This window comes from Methanolobus vulcani (assembly GCF_900100715.1).
Taxonomy (GTDB): Archaea; Halobacteriota; Methanosarcinia; order Methanosarcinales; family Methanosarcinaceae; genus Methanolobus; species Methanolobus vulcani.
The window spans coordinates 372082-388871 of sequence record NZ_FNCA01000002.1 but is presented as its reverse complement, the minus strand read 5'-3'; the positions used below and the strand labels follow the sequence as shown (position 1 = coordinate 388871).

Here is a 16790-nt window from a genome sequence, read left to right as displayed (position 1 = left end):
AAAAACACCTCATACTGAAAATGGAAGACCGTCTATTCCATGCTTGTAGAAATTGACTATGATCTCAAGCACGTCAAAGTAATCTTCAATTCCTCTTGATTTCATTTCTTCCAGAATCTTCGCCCGAAGGAAAAGGTCCTGATAGATAGCCCTTTTATCTTCATAACCAAGCTTTGTAGCTATTTTATCCTCGAGGATGTAACTGTTGTTCAGACCACGGAACTTGTGATTATCAGTATCCGGTTCCCACTGGAAAACAGCCCTAGTTGCAACACCGCCTATTTCCTCATAGTACCCTTCTATCTCCTCGATCGCAAGGGCACGCCTGAGAAACTTTCCTTTACGGTAAACAGCCGAAAGGATCATTGCGATGTTAAGGTTGTCAATGAAAGTGACAGGTACATTGATAGGGTCTGCCGTCAGACGCTGGATCATCTTTGATACCGCAGATGCGTGGAAAGTCGCAAGTACAGGGTGACCGGTGTCATAGACATAACCCATCATCTGTTTTCCACCTATGTAATAGGAACCATTGGCCATGGAAATATCATAGGTGTGATCAATGCACCCATGCTCAATATGAAGGATACGTGAGAACTCCAGTTTCTTGAAAGCAAAGAGGCGTTGTTCGAAGCACTCATGACCTTCACTGACAAGAGTATGACCAAATATTCTTGCAAGCAGGGCCAAGTGTGGAAGACAGTTCTTATGGATGGAGGCACTGTAGCCATCAAATTCGGTAATATCTGATCTGCGATCTCCAGGTGCAATATCCACCATTGATTCAATTGCCTGCTTTTTGTCCTGACGATACATGTAAGGTGCCACATTCCTAGCCCATGTACTGAACACCTCCTGTTTTCTATCAGAGGAAAATTCTACACGTGCACCTATGCCCCTTATCTTATCATATCGAGTTGTCCTTACATTGATACCCAGTTCATGGCAGAACTGACTATAACGTCTTACGTGTTCATCAAAATCGGAGTGATAGCGGAACTCAACACAATTGATACATGGGAAGAGTTGATGCTCATAATAATGTACCAGGCGCAATTGGTCAAAGAGAAGACCTTCATCATCCCTGTTTACATTGAGAGCAAGCTTAATCTCAAATGACCGGTTCTTTGTGTAGCGAATAGTACAGTCACTATCCAGAAGACCTGCAACATAGGCATAAGGGTTGGATATATTATCAATAGGAATCCTTTTAAGCACAGCCTTTGAATAAACACATTCTTCATTTACGTGTATGAAGCCTTTCTTTATGAGCCAATCCACGAACGAGCGGTCCACACGGCATATCCGAGTAGTGTAAGCATTATCCTTGTGTACGGTCTGGACAGAGTTAGCATCATGGGGAATCACATGGATGGCACGCTTTGCATAATTAACACCTTCATCTGTATTCTTGTTCTTGACCTGCCAGCGGAAATCAGAGAACTTGGTCTTTTTTCTGGTCACATAGAGACTATCATCTCCTGCCAGTCTGCCGATTGAGTACCAGATCTCATCAGACAATGATTGTTTTTCAATTGAAGATAATTCCAAAAACTCCTCGAAGACAACTCTTAACTGATCAAGGCCAAGTTTCCAGAATGGCTTCCCGATGTGTTGTGGAGTGATATCCATCACATGCCTGAAAAACTGCTGATATACCACTGGGACATCCAGACCCATAAGATATCTTGCAATGGACACAAGAATTTCATGATTCAGCTGGAGAGGAACAGATATCTTCTCTGATGATCCTTTGCGGATTGCGTATACTTCATCCGGAAGTCCAGTATTGCCCACTATACGCCTATACACATCAAAGGGAATAGTTTTGTTACGTGAAGCAAAGTAATCAGCGAACTTTTTACGATCTTTTTTATAGGCTGCGGTTTTCTTATAGGCATCGATATTTTGCGCATAAAGCTCATCCTTGAGAATGTTCCACCCTTCAAGGAAATCGAATCCATGTGAATCATTTTGATACCACGCAATTGGAGGTGGGAGGATTACGTTTGGAAGTTGTTGAGTATCAAGAAGTTCTTCTGCAACAACCTCTTTATCATTTGTAAGAAGGAATCGGTGATTTGGTGTAACTTCAAGCACTTCACCTGTGTCAAAGTATACCTTGATAAGCTGCTGTTTGCCCATCCTCAAGACATTGGTGATGGTGGATCTGGAAACTTTGCCATCAATACCTGATACATAGACAGGTAATTTATGGTCGCTGATATCTATTATATCTTTACCATCTTGCTCTTGAGCATCGGCTGCGTATTGATCGTAGAGATCTATGATATGCATTGGTCCATGGCCAGGCATAGCAATGTAGCCTTCACGAATGCATTGCATACCCTGGAAAGCTACGTTACCTTCGGCTCCTCGAATCTCACCTACGATAATGTAGTTTGGTCTTGACCTAAGTGCTGCTTTTAGCAGAGCAAAGGTATCTACCCTTGATTCCGGTGGACCTTCCTCACGGGTGATCAACTGCTGCCATACAGGCTGTGGTGGCTGAACTTCGGCTGTATCTTCGGCAGAGAAGATCTTTGCTTTAGGGTTAACAAAAGCAAGGCATGCATTGAGCATTGTGGTCTTTCCACTTGCGGTTTCACCACTGAAGAAAATACTCATACCATTTTCAAGACACATCCACATGTAAGCTGCCATTTCTGCACTCAGCGCACCCCATCCAATTAGCTGGATGATACTAACAGGAACTTCACTGAACTTACGCATGGTAAAACTGCTGCCACGTTTACTGACATCTATACTGTAAATAATATTGATACGTGAACCATCAGGAAGAGCACCGTCGGCAATCGGTCTTGCGTCACTTACGGGACGACCGATACGTTCACTCATACTACGCAGCCAGTTATCAAGACCTTCGTCGTCCCCGAATGTCAGATCCGTTTTAATGGTGTCAAAGATCTTGTGAACAATAAATATATTGTCTACACCTATACTGCTGATATCTTCAAGATAGGGGTCTCTGATAATTGGTTCGATTGGGCCGGAGCCGATAATATCCCTTTCAAGGTGATAGAGAATCTTGTTGTATTCACCCTGGGTCATAGGAACTTTTTTCTGCACGGGCATGAGCTTCTGGAGAATATCGAACCTTCCTCCTCTCTCATCATCAGCCATATTCCCGCCTGAACCTATGTCTATAGATTCATTGAACAATTTAGTGATAAGGTCCTTAAGTTCTGCTTCGGTGTTAGGAACAGGTTCGTTGGCAGATTTTTCAAGAATGATGTCCAGTGTTGCTTTATACTTCTTTTTTTCCAGATCATTAAGTTCAGGTTCTACACCATAGTAGTTGATCTCTCCCTGTTCATCGCCACCATAAAGGTGTATGAATACAGGATCACCAACTGGAAGAATGATATTTACTTTAGCCCTGTCAATATCCTTTCCAAGACTTACCATGAAAGTTGGTTCATCTTCACCAGTCTCACGCATGAATTTCTTTACATATTCACCCAGATGAGGGTTCCTTTGTACTGCTTTCTGAAATTCTGCATCCATATTTCCACTGCCTTTATGATTATGATACTGAAGCGATCTCGACTACAAGACCAACCTTTGGCTCTATTCTGAAACCGATCATCTGTCCAACCGGACCCTTTGCACCTGTGAATTTGTTCACGACAATGGTCCTCTTGACTTCACTTCCAAGAGGCTTTGATTTGAGAGTAATGTACACATCACAGGAAGAACGGAACATCGAAGCAATATCCTCTGTCAGCTGGTTTGGTTCAATTGTAAGAATGATGACCTTGCCCATACCATTCAGTTTTTTGAAGAACGATATTAAGTCAAGGGTTTTCTCAGTGTTTGCACTGTATTTGATAAGAGAAGACAGAGTGTCGATAATTATCACATTCTTTTCAAAAAGCTCTTCTGCAGCCATCAATCTCTCTATAAAATCAAAACGGGATTTTGCAGCTTGAACCAGTGGTATCACAGGGATGTATAAAAGCAGACCATTCAAAAGGAATGGAGCTATTGGATAGTCCATTGAATACATCTGGTTTATAAAGCCCTTTGTTGTCATTTGTGTCGAGACAAACGTAACACTGACATCGTTTTCGTTCAGTCCGAATGAAAGACGCTGGGAAATTGTGCTTTTTCCTCCGCCACTGCCACCTTCAAGTACTACAAGTGAACCGGCAGGAAAGCCTCCTCCCAATTTATCGTTCAGGTCATCCCTGGGAATCGCAAATGCATTGATCTTTGCCATTATTTGCCTCTTATTACGTTTTGAAACTCATTGCACCGGATTTGCCATTATCAGCCGCAACAAGAACTCTGTGATCACCTATTTCCAGTGGTGAAGGGTTAGTGGTTACATTCAAAGTCAGGATTTCTCCTGGTCTCCATACAATATCACCATCTGTCAATGCAGCGTTGACATCCACAGGTTCTATCAATATACCATCTACAAGTACGGTCACATATTCAGGAGCCAGTTCGGTCTTACCGGTATTCTTTGCGTAGAATGTGTATTTACCGGAAACACCATCATAGGGGATGATCTCAGGATCATTCACAATAGTTATATCAGTCCGCATCTGTTGGGATACTAACTTGCTGCTTGCACTGGATGAAGCGATCATGGACTGGACATTGCCGGAGATAAGAACAACTACACTGATAGCCAGAACCATTGCGGCTATAAAGAATATCATGTGAGTTACTGCGGTTTCTGCACCTGTATCTTTCACTAAGGCGTTTCTCTCTTTTCTTAGCATGTCTTTCATGTTTTTCTGCCAGCCCGATGCAAATAGAATTAGAATAGTAATATATAATTAATAGTATATAAGATTGTTATTCAGTTCAGACAATATATGAACTATAAGCAGAAACGCCGTTGCGAGTTACGACTTTTACACGATGGACCCCTGTACCGGAAAGGTAGGGAACTGTCATGTTGCGTGTCTCAGCAGGTGTCCAGGTTGCTGCAACATCATTATACACATAAGATTCCAGATTGCCGTCCACAAGAACGTTGAGCTCGTCAAAGCGTATGGTTTCACTTCCGGTGTTTGAAAGTGTCACAGTCAGATTATAAGTATCTGAGTAGTTCCCTGCAACAGCACTTTCCACCTCAAGATTTGTTTTAAGTTTTGAATTCTGCATTTGATACTGATCACCGGAAGCATCACTTACAATCTCATTTGAAGTGTTAAGCATGGAATATGAATATGAACCAACTACAAGAGCAGAGATGAAGAATAACACTGCAACAACGGAAAGCTCAAATCCCATACAATTCCTCCAGACCGTGCTTTACCTTTGCCATCTCTCTGTCAATGGAACTTAGCATATTCCTGTCGATCTTGCGTCCTGAGAGCCTTTCAATGAAGAGCAGGGATTTTGTGTGATCCTCTGGCAAAAGGCGCCACGTTGGCTTTTCAACATAATAATCGATTCCACGGGCGTATGCCATGATCTCTGACATAACATCCTCACTTATCCAGCCAATGTCAACATAATAATCAAGTGCATCCATCAGGTTGTTCCTTCCAACTCTTTCCATGAGGAACTCTATCCAGTTGAGAAGAACAACAACACTTGTTGGATCTGCTTTTATGAACTCCAGCCTTACAAGAGGTAGTGAGGATTTCTTTGTAACAGGAGCATTTTCGATATCGTTTTCTGCTTCTGTTTCATCTTCGCTCTCATCTTCATGTATTGTGGTTTTAGTTCTAATCTTCTCTTCAGCTTTAGAAGGAACAGCATTGGAACTACCTGAAGTAGCAACAGGACGACTTTCTAGGTCATCAAGCCTGGTAGTAATAGTAGATGTAGTTTCTGCAAGATCAAGCAAATTCTGATTAATAGAATCGGTACGTGTGAATAATTCGTCTGTTCTTGAGGTTAATTGCTCAAGACTTTCATGCATCATTACCATGGCATCTGCAAACGCATCCATTTTGGATTCAAGATCCTGCATCCTGGTGGCTGCTTCTTCAGAGATACCTTTTGGCATGCTTAGTTTCTGAGCAGTTGCATCAAATTCATTTTTCAGAAGAACAATCATGTCACCCATTTCAGTGAGACGGTTCTCTGTCTTTTCAAATCTCTCTATTGTATCTCTGGAACCTGCACCATCGCCTACAAACGGATTTACCTGGTTTGAAACGATCTCATACAGGGATAATAGTTCAAGGACACTCTGGTCAATCTTATCAACCGTTTTTCTGATCTCTTCATTGTCCCTCTGGACCATGTTGAGAGTTACATCTGACTTTGATACTTTAGACTCAACTTCCTTGATCTTTTTGCGGTTCTCCTCGAGCATCTCGTTATCTATTGGAGTTGCCTGTGGAGTAGCTTGAGGAGCCATGCCCGGCGGACCACCTGGAACTGCTCCCGGAGGAGCCATACCAGGAGGAAATGCAGAATCTCCGGGTGCACCTGGTGCCATACCAGGAGGACCACCTGGTGCAGGTGGCATACCGGCAGCCAGATCAGGAACAGAACCAAGGTCTGGCCCTCCCTGCATGAAAGGAGGAGCATCACCACTACCAAACGGAGAGTCGCCTCCTTTACTCTTGCCCTTTTTGGAAAGAACAGAAGTCACTTTTTTGATTTTATCACTAAATCCGGCCATAATTCCACTGATTTTATTTAATTTATGAGAGATATATCTATACGGTGAACAATATACCCTTAATAATATATATAAATTATGAATAAAACATGCGTTAAGCTTATTGTGAATTCAGATGATTTTAAATCATTTACCTGACTTGTAGGAGGAGTCTATGGCACGTAAAAAGCAATTTAAAACAGAGATGATATCCGATAAGGATGGTATAAGGTTTGCAACTCCTGAACCTGTGGCTGAATACAGGGCTAAAAGATTGCAATGTAAGACAATAGCAGACATCAGTTGCGGCATTGGTGGCCAGGCTCTATTTTTTGCTAAATACTGTGATTTTGTCTATGCGATTGAAATTGACCCTAAAAAAATAGCATTTGCAAAAAAGAATGCTAGGATAATGGGTGTTGATAACATCGAATTTATTGTGGGAGATGCACTATCTTCCGAAGCAATTGAAAAATTACCACAGCTTGATGTTGTCTTTTCAGATCCTGCAAGACCCCCTGCCGAAAAAAAGAGAAGCATTGACAATCTCAGTCCTTCCATCCCTGAAGTAATGGAAGCTTATGCTGGCATTTCATCGAATTTTGCTTTTGAAGCACCACCACAGTTGTCTCCTGAAAAAATACCCTTTGATTGTGAAAGAGAATACATGTCCCTGGAGGGAAAGCTTAACCGCCTTAACCTTTATTTTGGAGAATTGAAAAAAGCAGATGTTTCTGCTGTTGCACTTCCGGGAAGTAACATCATCAGAAAAACAGGAAAAATAGAACCTGCGATCAAAGTAGAGGAAACGGCCCTTTACGCGTATGAACCAGAAGAGTGTGTAACCAAAGCAGGTCTGCTTGAACAGCTTGTGGCAGAGCTTAAGAAAGAATCAAATGATATTGCTATCTTTGATATTGATGATAAAAGAACACTTCTCAGTTCAGAGAATGAAATTGAGAATAGCCTTTTTAAGAACAGTTACAAGAAACTGCTTGTTACTGATACTGACTTTTCACAGATCAATTCTTTCCTTAAGAAGAACTCATTCGGAAAAGTTATTGTCCGGGCAGCCATTGAACCGGAAAGGTACTGGGATGTACGCAATGAATTGGAAAATGACCTTGATGGTGAAAGAAAGGCACATCTCTTTGTGAAAAATGAAAAGGCAATATTGTTTGAAGTGCTGGATCACTGAAGTTTCATTTCCAGTAATTCTTTTGTTCTCTGGATGAGTTCTTTTCTGCTGAAAGGCTTTGTGATGTAGTCATCTGCCTTAAGAACATGCAGACCAAGCATCTTGTCAAATTCCTGACTCTTTACTGTTAGCATGGCAACTGGAAGAGCTGGTTCTTTTTCTTTAATCTTATGGAAGGTCTCCCATCCATTCATATCAGGCATCATGATATCAAGTAAAATAGCATCCGGCTGTTCCTCTTCAATTGATTCAAGGCATTCAAATCCACTCTTTGCTCCGATGACTTCTATATCCTCGGATTCCAGTATCAATTTTACGAGGTCAATGGTATCGGGCTCATCATCCACAACCATGATTTTGGGACACATTAATGATAAATCTCCTAAGATGATTATTTTATATATTATTCAAATATTCATTTGAATATATAATTATTCCTCTTCAACCCATCCAAGACGACGCATTACCATCTTAATTCTAGCCTTGACCTCTCTCTTATCAAATGGTTTAGAAATGTAGTCATCTATTCCAAGTTCCATACCTTTGACCTTATCTTCAATAGCGGTCTTGGCTGAGATCATAATTACAGGAATATCACTTGCAGCTTTGCTCTTTTTAAGATTCTCCACCACTTCATAGCCATCCATATCAGGCATCATGATATCCAGAAGAATAAGATCTGGAAGCTCTTTCAGTGTCATGTCTATAGCATCTTCACCGTTGTGAGCTACAATGAAGTCATAGGGTTCGCTAATGAGAGAAAGCTTGAGAAGCTCCGGAATGTCAGGTTCATCATCAACTATGAGGATCTTAAGCCTGTCGCGCTTGATCTTCTTTTGCATGGGCTCAAATTCAATTGAACCTTCCTCCACCGAATACCTGAAATCAAAGTCCTTCATGCCTATTTCAGTATGGATCTCTCCAACGTTGGTGATATCGAACACCACATCAAAGAATGAAGTTATGAGAACCTCTGTCTCAGAAGGCAGGATATTCCTTGAAAGCATGGAGACAATACTGCCATCGTTCTCTGCTACTTTCTTTTCTATGAACTGGACAAAATTCTCCACTACCTGCATGGTGTCACTTGCAAGCACGTTCATATTGTCTATAATCAACACTGAGTTCTGATGATTCTGAAAGATATTCGAGATATGGGATGCCATCTTTGTATAATCCGCAACGGAGCTGCAATAGAATGTATCATCATGGTGCTCCTTACCCGGTGCATCAATGTCAATGAAGAACATCCTTCCTTCATAATTGATGTCAAATCCAAAATCTTCGAATCTTGACAATATTTTATCCCTGGAAGAATTGAGGCATAACCACACTACAGTCCTTTCAGACTCTTCTTTCAGTATGTCCGATACAAAAAAATAGACAAGCCTCTCAATAAAACTATCCACAGGGGCAAGAAACAATGTATTTTTCCGGGACAGCTCTGTTCTGAGGGTTGAAAGGATTTCCTGCGTTTGAGGATTCATTGCCAAGTACCTTTTAATTTTGTTTAGTAAATAATATTAGTTTTATTTTCTTATTAATGTTTGGGAAGATAATGTACTTACGGCACGTAAATTGTTCATTTCATAGGAATGAGGCTAACCTGCGGATAACCTGAAACAAATTCCATTTGAACAGCGAAAATACCGGTTTTTGGCACCACACCATACACAACAAGGGTCTTGTCAACATTTTCAAATTTCCAGTGAGTTGTGGCCATATGCGCCACTGATTCAGTGATCCGCTGACCATATTTCGTAACCGCAAGGACAACATTATCAGTTGTCTTTGTGATGGATGCCATCTGCCCTATGATAGAGCCGATGTTTTCCCATCCGTAGTTGTATTCCATACTGTCAAGGCCTATATAGTCCAGGACAGGTGAACCATACTGACGTAGAATCTCGTTCTTAGCCTTGTGGAAAATGTCCATGTCTTTATAGACATTACCTGAGAACGGCTCTATGTATGCAGGAATCCTGCCTTTAAGGTCACGAATTTCAAATCCCACAAACTGACCATGGAAATGATCATCTCCTGTAAACGGAGATATCATGCGCTTTTCTGTCTCGACACTGGTACCTTCCGTAGGCATACTGAGAAGACCACGACCAAGTTTGAGATGGTTTATGAATGTAGGTAACAGCAGACTGTAGAATGAATCACCAACACCGCTTGTGATCTCAAAGAGATTGAAACTTCCTTTCTGATATCCACCGGTAAGTATCTCGTCAAAATCATGGATCCCGGTCGAGATCCTGCTCTCCTCTGGATCAGAAATTGGATGAGGGATCTGCGTCTGTTCAGGATATGAAACCGTAAAAGGCTCAAAGCTTCTGAAATGGCCCCCATCAAGTGTAAATGGATACCTTGATTGTGAAAGTTCAACCCCACGTATCTTGAGCAGGTTTATTTTTCTTATGTCACGTCCAAAGACCTCTGATATCTCAAGGAACAGCACACCATCAACAAGATAATCGAGAGATGTAACGCTAGCCTGTTCGGTAATCATTATCAGATCAGCATTGACCTTGCGTGAAAAATCAAAGAGCAAACGCTCAAGCTCAAACTTGTTGCTTTCCCAATCAGAAGAACGTGTTGTCGCAATGCTCAGAGAATCTATTGAATCAACAACAATAACCGGTTTAGTGTCACTTGATTCCCATATAACTTTTATACGGGATGCCAGCATACGCAGGAAATCTTCATTATTGTTGAAATCACCTTCAATCCAGGGATAATTTCCATAATCAGAGGATTTGTCAATGCGTGGTGAAATATAAACACAATTGCCTTCGGGGCATATCTCATCAAGAACTCCAAAGACAAAAGTAGTTTTCCCAGTACCGGGCTGCCCCTTTACGAGAAGGGACTTTCCATACTGGGATGAAAAGAACTCTTTGACCTCACCAGGTATCATACTGGTGTGTTACAATTTACAGATATATATACATATCTAATTATTTAATTGCTCATCAAGGAGACTCTGTCCTGTGGCAAGTGCATCATCGATCTTAGTGACATCAACACCACCACCACGGGCCATAGCAGGCTTTCCGCCACCACCGCCACCAACTACCTGGGACATGGTTCTGACAATCTTCCCGGCGTCGGCTCCGGCCTTAAGTGCATCTTCACCTGCGGCACCTACTATCTTGACGCCACCTGCGTCACTTGCCAGAAGAACAACCATATCTTTGCTTGTTGTCAGCTCACCGGCAATCTTGACAAGCTCATCAATGTCTGCATTAGGTATGCATTTTGCTACAAGGCGCATGTCTGCGATATTGACAGCCTCATTAGCCATCTGGAGCACATGAACATGTGCAAGGTCTTCCTTGAGCCTCTGGTTCTCTTTCTTGAACTCTTTCCATTCATTGAAGAAACGATCAATTGTAGATGGAAGATGTTCTGGCCTGACACGGAGCGCATCTGCTGCCTGGCCAAGATAGGATTCCATTTCCTGTGTTGCCCTGACGGCTGCAAGACCTGCTGCGTACTCAATACGCTCAACACCGTCCTGAACACGTTCTGTTTTGAGCATCTTGATAGGACCGACAAGTCCGGTACTGGTACAGTGAGTACCTGCACATGCTTCAATGTCATCGGCAACCTTGAGCACACGGATGATCTTTCCAGGCGGGACACCTCCCTGATACAGTCCGAAACCATATTTCTTCTCAGCATCGATCCTGTCCATCCATTCCGCAGAAACACGCTGGTTCTCCATGACAGTACGGTTGGCTATCAGTTCTATCTGATTGAGTTCTTCCTGTGAAATGCGCTTGTAGTGTGAGATGTCAAGACGCGCGCGGTCCACGAATTTCTGAGCACCGGCCTGCCACACATGATCACCAAGTACCTTACGTGCGGCATCATTGACAATATGAGTTGCAGTGTGGTGACATGCGTGCGCCATACGACGTTCTTCATCCACATGTCCCTGAATCATGTCGCCCTTCTTAATGTGGAACTCCTCTTCAGATTCTTCGATTATGTGAACAACAACACCATCGACACCCTGTACATCAATAACATTGTGAACAACATCCTCAATTACCATAGTACCATGGTCAGCAGGCTGTCCACCGCCTTCCGGATAGAACAGTGTACTGTCAAGTACTACATGATTGTCAAATACATCAAGGACAACTGCCTCAAAGTTCATCCTGGTAGGTTCGTCATAGAACAGTTTCTTGGTCTTTGGAAGCTTGGCAACTCTTTCTGCGTATGGGAAGACTTTTTCTTCTTTTGCTTCGGCCTTGCTGTGCCCTTCGGCAACAAGTGAATAGAAGTTATCAGGCAAATCCACAGCCACACCGACCTCGGATGCTGCTTCTTTTGAGATCTCAGGTGGAATGCCGTGACTGTCATACATCTCGATAATGCTTTCAAGAGGCATGTTCTCTCCAGATTCCTTGTAGTGCTTGGCGGACTTCTGTATCATGCGCTTTCCACGTTCGAGAGTTTCTGCGAACTTGCGCTCCTCGTGCTCAAGGATGTCCTGGATAACATCAAACTTCTCCTCAAATTCAGGATACTCCGGCAGGTTGTTGATATGCATCCTTACAATATCAGACAATGGTACTGAAATTCCCATGTCCTTCATCATCCTGAGAGTCCTGCGCAGTACAAGTCTTGCAAGATATCCTGCCTTTACATTGGAAGGAATGACACCGTCAGCAAGCATAAATGTCAGACAGCGTGTGTGGTCAGTAATAGCGTATACAGTCTCAACTGGCTCCATGATGGATGAGAGTTTCTCCACGGTTGTACCAATGCTGGAAGCAACCTGTTTTCTCAGCTCAAAGAGATTGGCCTTCTCACTTACGTCCATAAGACCTGCAAGGCGGGCGTTCTGGGCAAGGATATTAGCATATTCAGAATTGTCAAGTTCATGGTTAACACCAGCAAGGCCCATGAGCTCATTAACAATGTTCGGGAAGACTGCGTCATATATTGTAGGGGAACCTTTGGAGGCCCATACAAACCTTTCAAGACCGTAACCTGTGTCCACAATGTAGTTGTCCATCTTCTTGTAGTTCTCACCCTTGATGGAAATATCGCCATCCTTTGACTGCTTAAGGTCCATGAACACAAGAGTTGCAACTTCAAGACCTCCAATAAGAGCCTCAACACACGGACCTGCATTTCCTCCGCCTGCCCATGGTTCCTCTTTATAGGTCACTGCCATTGGATCTACACCAAGGGAATTGAAAAGTTCATCACATAATTCTACTGTGTGATCTTTCCAGTAGATCTCCTCACCTTTTTTATTGAAGGCATGGTGAGCCATCATTTCAAATGTGGTAAGGTGGCGGCCACTCCTGCCTACTGCATCAAGGTCAGAAAGACGGATGCATGGCTGGGAGATTGTCAAAGGATTTGCGGGTGGTGGCACCTGTCCGGAGGTTACAAATGGCTGAAAATCCGCTATTGATGCAATGGTCAGATAGATGTCATCTCTCCACCTTGCGATAACAGGGTATCTTTCAAGCCTTGTATGACCTCTTTCTTCAAAGAAGTTCAAATAATACTCACGCATTTCCGCAAGGTCGAACTGTTTCTTAAATACAGGATTACCGATAAATGAGTATGGATCGCATGGCGCATCTCCACACGTGACCCTTTCAAGATCACGGGTCCAGAAATGTTTTCCACATTTAGAGCACTGTTTGCGAACGAATCCATTCTCTAAAAAATAATCAAGCTGATATTCGTCTTCAAGCATAAATATTCCAACTGGATGATTGTTTTAGTTAAGTAATATAGTCAGATTTATTCTTCCAACTATCGCATCAATGATTAAAAACGTTTCTTATCAGAGATAGCTTAACATGAGTGCTACATAATGCAGTATATAAATGATAATATAAATATACATATAGAATAATTTCTATTGTTGCTTTTTATCGACAAATCACGAACACAAAAATTTGCAATTTATGAACATAGATAGGAGATATTCTGTACACAGTATGAAAAAACAATACATTACGTTTAAATGTATGACCATAAAAATGAGTTATTGGTGATGACCGATGGAATCAATGCGCTATATGTCATTAGTATTCAGAGGACTAGTTGAAGAATATAACAATACAGGAGTCAGACCATCCGTATTCATGGATGAAAGTGGCAGCCTGCAAGTATACCTGTGCGATCCTATAATCGAGGAAATGGACGAAGATTATGGAATTGACATCGAACGGGAATATGATGTGAATGGCGGACAGTTCTCAGATGCACACTTTAACAGAGTAATGCCTGTTGAAACAATCAGACACAATCTTGGGAATGAGGCAACGATCCAGTAAACTAGCTTTCCAATTATAAGTAGCAGGACCTTACGTGACGAAATTTGCATGGGATGAGGGAAAGGTACCTGCATCCAGCCTCAGGGTGAAAAACATGAACTACAAAAAACTTCTGAAAGTATTGAAAAACTCAAAACAGGTCTATAGGGAAGATTATGTTAAAAAAATATTCAGAAGCGCACACTACGATATTGGATTGTTTGAGGAACAGCTCAATGAATTCAACTCAACCCTGTCAGGCGGTGATTCTGAAACCGCTAAATCATACATGGACCGGACAATTCTGGCACAGGTAATAGATGATGCATCAATATTACTGGAAATAGTAAAGGATAGCCCCTGCCTGAGTACTGAAGAGAACAAAGCCATTGAAAAAATGATCTTCACCCTCGATGAGATGAGTGATAAAATCGAAGTTCTGGAAGAAGTCAAGGCACTTGCCGATATGTCTGAACAGGAAGGATTTGCCACTACATCACAAAGAAAAGACAAAATTTACGCAAATGTATGAATCAACATAAGTTCATATCACCTCCAATCTTACCTTTTTTATTTATATTAGGATCCACAGAAGATTTTCTTATCTGTAGCTGTTTCTTAAGATATTGAACAAAATCCTAATTCAGACTGCATCAAGGGATTAGTTTTAAGGCATTGCCAAGCAATTGATAAAGACATGTCAAAAAAGATACTAGTTACCAACGACGATGGCGTTTATTCCACAGGCATACATGCTGCCTGGAAAAGTGTTTCAGACCTTGGAGATGTGACAGTATCCGCACCCATGACTCAGCAAAGTGGTGTTGGAAGATCCATCTCCATCTTTGAGCCGCTCAGGATAACACAGACAACGATCAAAGGAATAGATGTCAACGCAGTTGCAGGCACACCTACAGATTCTGTGATACTGGGAATTTTTGCAGTCATGAAACAAATGCCCGATCTTATCCTCTCAGGATTCAATATCGGAGAAAATATCAGTACTGACACTATTACCACATCAGGCACGATAGGTGCGGCACTGGAAGGTGCAAGTTATGGGATCCCTGCAATTGCTGCTTCCATACAGGTCATGGAAGAAGGAGATAAATTTGATGACAACAGGAATTTCAAGCATGACTATAATGTTGCCATTAAAGTTGTAAACAGGATTGCAAAGAAAGTTCTGGAACATGGACTACCCGAAAATGTTGACCTGCTTAACGTGAACATACCCCACCATGCAGAAGATGATCCTGACATTGAGATCACACGTCTGGCCAGGAAGTTCTTCAAGACCGATGTTGAAGAAAGACATGATCCCAGAGGCAGACCATATTACTGGATTGCAGGAGACTTGCTGGTTGAAGAAGAACAGGGCACCGACGTTCATGCCATAATGAACAATGGAAATGTTTCAGTGACACCCATATCACTTGACGCAACATCACCTATCGATTTCTCAGAAATAGAGCATCTGTTATAAGATAATTGAGATAAGGTCAAAAAACACAGAAACTTAAAAACGACAAAATGGTTCCTGACACTATTTCAGGAACTACTGTTTTACTTTTATTACGACTTCCCTGCAATCATCTTCAACACCATGAAGTGTTGTGACTGCTCCAATGACAGTGCTGCCAAGTATGGACTGCACGAAATGATTGATCTCAATATCCTTTCCATCTACTGTAAGTACGACTTCCATTTTTACTACTCCTTCAACTTTTACAGAACGGCACACGCCTGCTGACAGCAAGCCTGAAGAGATCGGGTAACTCTTCAACACTGGCTTCAGAGACATCAACCATATTATCACTTACCAGAAGACAGGGCTTCAGTTTTCCGCCTGCTGTGACTCTTAAACGATTACAATTAGCACAGAATTCAGTATTATCAACCGGTCTGACAAATTCGACTTCTGCACCATTGATAATATACTTTTTCCTTTTATGTAGCTCACGCACCTTTACATCAGAAGATACGGACATTAGTGAGCGTTCAACTTCGTTGGCATTTATCCTGTACTGCGGAAGATCCCGGAAGTCCATAAGCTCGATCAATTGCAAGATCACATCCCCGTTATATTCGCGTGTAAACTCCAGCATGTCCTTGATCTCATTGTCGTTAAGGTCTTTGAGAAGGACCATATTGAGTTTGACCGGAGTAAGGCCAACATCCACTGCCTCATGTATCCCGTCAAGAACCTTATCAAAAATTCCCTTTCCGCAGTTAGTAATAGTGTGATACTTATCAGGGTTCAGAGTGTCAAGACTTATATTGACCCTGTCAAGACCTGCATCTTTAAGAGACGATGCCCTGCCTTTAAGCAGAACAGCATTGGTAGTCATGGAAACATCCCGCATTTCCGGAAGACGCATAAGTGCTTCTTCAAGGTCTTTTCTAAGAAGTGGTTCACCACCGGAGATCTTCAGCCTGTTTATTCCAAAACGAGACCCTACTTCCACTATATTAACAATAGTATCCACTGACATTTCTTTGTTATGACCAATATGACCTTCATTATGACAGTAGATGCAATTCAGATTGCAGCGGTCAGTTACAGACATCCTCAGACTTCTGACTGTGCGTCCATAAGAATCTGTAAGAAGTTCTGTTGTTTCCGGGGAAGACATAGTACTTAGATATACGTTATTTATTTAATCGTTTTGAATCCTCTCCCGAGGGAATAATA

Annotated in this window: 15 protein-coding genes; 4 read left to right on the top strand and 11 right to left on the bottom strand. The window is 42.0% G+C overall.

Going from position 1 to position 16790, the window contains the following annotated elements:
* Window positions 1-9: 9 nt before the first annotated feature.
* From BLP52_RS14675 to BLP52_RS04525, 5 genes are all read right to left on the bottom strand, one after another.
* On the bottom strand, window positions 10-3528 hold the full coding sequence (locus BLP52_RS14675; RefSeq protein WP_238380719.1) for a type II/IV secretion system ATPase subunit: 3519 nt from the start codon (window positions 3526-3528) through the stop codon (window positions 10-12).
* Between the two features lie 19 nt (window positions 3529-3547).
* A complete protein-coding gene (locus BLP52_RS04540; RefSeq protein ID WP_091709054.1) occupies window positions 3548-4243 on the bottom strand; it encodes an archaellum protein ArlH in 696 nt (231 codons plus the stop codon).
* Between the two features lie 13 nt (window positions 4244-4256).
* Complete coding sequence (locus tag BLP52_RS04535; protein ID WP_091709052.1) at window positions 4257-4763, bottom strand: flagellar protein G; 507 nt, start codon at window positions 4761-4763, stop codon at window positions 4257-4259.
* A gap of 76 nt (window positions 4764-4839) precedes the next feature.
* Window positions 4840-5271: an archaellum stator protein ArlF gene (locus tag BLP52_RS04530; RefSeq protein ID WP_091709050.1), complete on the bottom strand. Its 432-nt coding sequence runs from the start codon at window positions 5269-5271 to the stop codon at window positions 4840-4842.
* A complete protein-coding gene (locus BLP52_RS04525) occupies window positions 5261-6619 on the bottom strand; it encodes a FlaD/FlaE family flagellar protein (RefSeq protein WP_091709049.1) in 1359 nt (452 codons plus the stop codon). Before BLP52_RS04525 ends, BLP52_RS04530 begins: the two co-directional genes overlap by 11 nt.
* A gap of 154 nt (window positions 6620-6773) precedes the next feature.
* Here BLP52_RS04525 and BLP52_RS04520 point away from each other — a divergent pair, with 154 nt between their 5' ends.
* Window positions 6774-7796 (top strand): methyltransferase domain-containing protein, encoded by a 1023-nt coding sequence (locus BLP52_RS04520; RefSeq protein WP_091709047.1) that lies wholly within the window; start codon window positions 6774-6776, stop codon window positions 7794-7796.
* Here the strand turns inward: BLP52_RS04520 and BLP52_RS04515 are convergent.
* The 4 genes from BLP52_RS04515 to alaS form a co-directional block, all read right to left on the bottom strand.
* Complete coding sequence (locus BLP52_RS04515; RefSeq protein WP_091709046.1) at window positions 7790-8164, bottom strand: response regulator transcription factor; 375 nt, start codon at window positions 8162-8164, stop codon at window positions 7790-7792. The genes BLP52_RS04520 and BLP52_RS04515 overlap by 7 nt on opposite strands.
* Before the next feature lie 63 nt (window positions 8165-8227).
* Entirely contained in the window at window positions 8228-9283 is a 1056-nt protein-coding gene (locus tag BLP52_RS04510) for a response regulator (protein ID WP_091709044.1), read from the bottom strand.
* Window positions 9284-9378: 95 nt separating this feature from the next.
* Window positions 9379-10719, bottom strand: coding sequence for a gas vesicle protein GvpD P-loop domain-containing protein (gvpD, locus tag BLP52_RS04505; protein ID WP_091709042.1), 1341 nt, complete (start codon window positions 10717-10719; stop codon window positions 9379-9381).
* 36 nt (window positions 10720-10755) lie between these two features.
* A complete protein-coding gene (gene alaS / locus BLP52_RS04500; protein ID WP_091709040.1) occupies window positions 10756-13530 on the bottom strand; it encodes an alanine--tRNA ligase in 2775 nt (924 codons plus the stop codon).
* Window positions 13531-13840: 310 nt separating this feature from the next.
* Here alaS and BLP52_RS04495 point away from each other — a divergent pair, with 310 nt between their 5' ends.
* From BLP52_RS04495 to surE, 3 genes are all read left to right on the top strand, one after another.
* Window positions 13841-14116 carry a hypothetical protein gene (locus BLP52_RS04495; protein WP_238380718.1) on the top strand — a complete coding sequence of 92 codons (276 nt, stop codon included), beginning with the start codon at window positions 13841-13843 and terminating at the stop codon, window positions 14114-14116.
* 34 nt (window positions 14117-14150) lie between these two features.
* On the top strand, window positions 14151-14627 hold the full coding sequence (locus BLP52_RS04490; protein ID WP_238380717.1) for a hypothetical protein: 477 nt from the start codon (window positions 14151-14153) through the stop codon (window positions 14625-14627).
* Between the two features lie 165 nt (window positions 14628-14792).
* Window positions 14793-15581, top strand: coding sequence for a 5'/3'-nucleotidase SurE (gene surE, locus BLP52_RS04485; protein WP_394328625.1), 789 nt, complete (start codon window positions 14793-14795; stop codon window positions 15579-15581).
* Window positions 15582-15653: 72 nt separating this feature from the next.
* On the opposite strand, the gene BLP52_RS14565 is transcribed toward surE, so the two are convergent.
* A complete protein-coding gene (locus BLP52_RS14565; protein ID WP_202905724.1) occupies window positions 15654-15803 on the bottom strand; it encodes a hypothetical protein in 150 nt (49 codons plus the stop codon).
* Between the two features lie 13 nt (window positions 15804-15816).
* Window positions 15817-16731, bottom strand: coding sequence for a GTP 3',8-cyclase MoaA (gene moaA / locus BLP52_RS04480; protein ID WP_091709037.1), 915 nt, complete (start codon window positions 16729-16731; stop codon window positions 15817-15819).
* Between the last annotated feature and the right edge of the window lie 59 nt (window positions 16732-16790).

Bases quoted from the DNA above. Each gene is read 5' to 3' on its own strand.
- BLP52_RS04525 (WP_091709049.1), bottom strand. From the start codon at position 6,619: ATGGCCGGATTTAGTGATAAAATCAAAAAAGTGACTTCTGTTCTTTCC.
- BLP52_RS04535 (WP_091709052.1), bottom strand. From the start codon at position 4,763: ATGAAAGACATGCTAAGAAAAGAGAGAAACGCCTTAGTGAAAGATACA.
- gvpD (WP_091709042.1), bottom strand. From the start codon at position 10,719: ATGATACCTGGTGAGGTCAAAGAGTTCTTTTCATCCCAGTATGGAAAG.
- moaA (WP_091709037.1), bottom strand. From the start codon at position 16,731: ATGTCTTCCCCGGAAACAACAGAACTTCTTACAGATTCTTATGGACGC.
- alaS (WP_091709040.1), bottom strand. From the start codon at position 13,530: ATGCTTGAAGACGAATATCAGCTTGATTATTTTTTAGAGAATGGATTC.
- surE (WP_394328625.1), top strand. From the start codon at position 14,793: ATGTCAAAAAAGATACTAGTTACCAACGACGATGGCGTTTATTCCACA.
- BLP52_RS04540 (WP_091709054.1), bottom strand. From the start codon at position 4,243: ATGGCAAAGATCAATGCATTTGCGATTCCCAGGGATGACCTGAACGAT.
- BLP52_RS04515 (WP_091709046.1), bottom strand. From the start codon at position 8,164: ATGTGTCCCAAAATCATGGTTGTGGATGATGAGCCCGATACCATTGAC.
- BLP52_RS04510 (WP_091709044.1), bottom strand. From the start codon at position 9,283: ATGAATCCTCAAACGCAGGAAATCCTTTCAACCCTCAGAACAGAGCTG.
- BLP52_RS04520 (WP_091709047.1), top strand. From the start codon at position 6,774: ATGGCACGTAAAAAGCAATTTAAAACAGAGATGATATCCGATAAGGAT.
- BLP52_RS04495 (WP_238380718.1), top strand. From the start codon at position 13,841: ATGGAATCAATGCGCTATATGTCATTAGTATTCAGAGGACTAGTTGAA.
- BLP52_RS04530 (WP_091709050.1), bottom strand. From the start codon at position 5,271: ATGGGATTTGAGCTTTCCGTTGTTGCAGTGTTATTCTTCATCTCTGCT.
- BLP52_RS14675 (WP_238380719.1), bottom strand. From the start codon at position 3,528: ATGGATGCAGAATTTCAGAAAGCAGTACAAAGGAACCCTCATCTGGGT.
- BLP52_RS14565 (WP_202905724.1), bottom strand. From the start codon at position 15,803: ATGGAAGTCGTACTTACAGTAGATGGAAAGGATATTGAGATCAATCAT.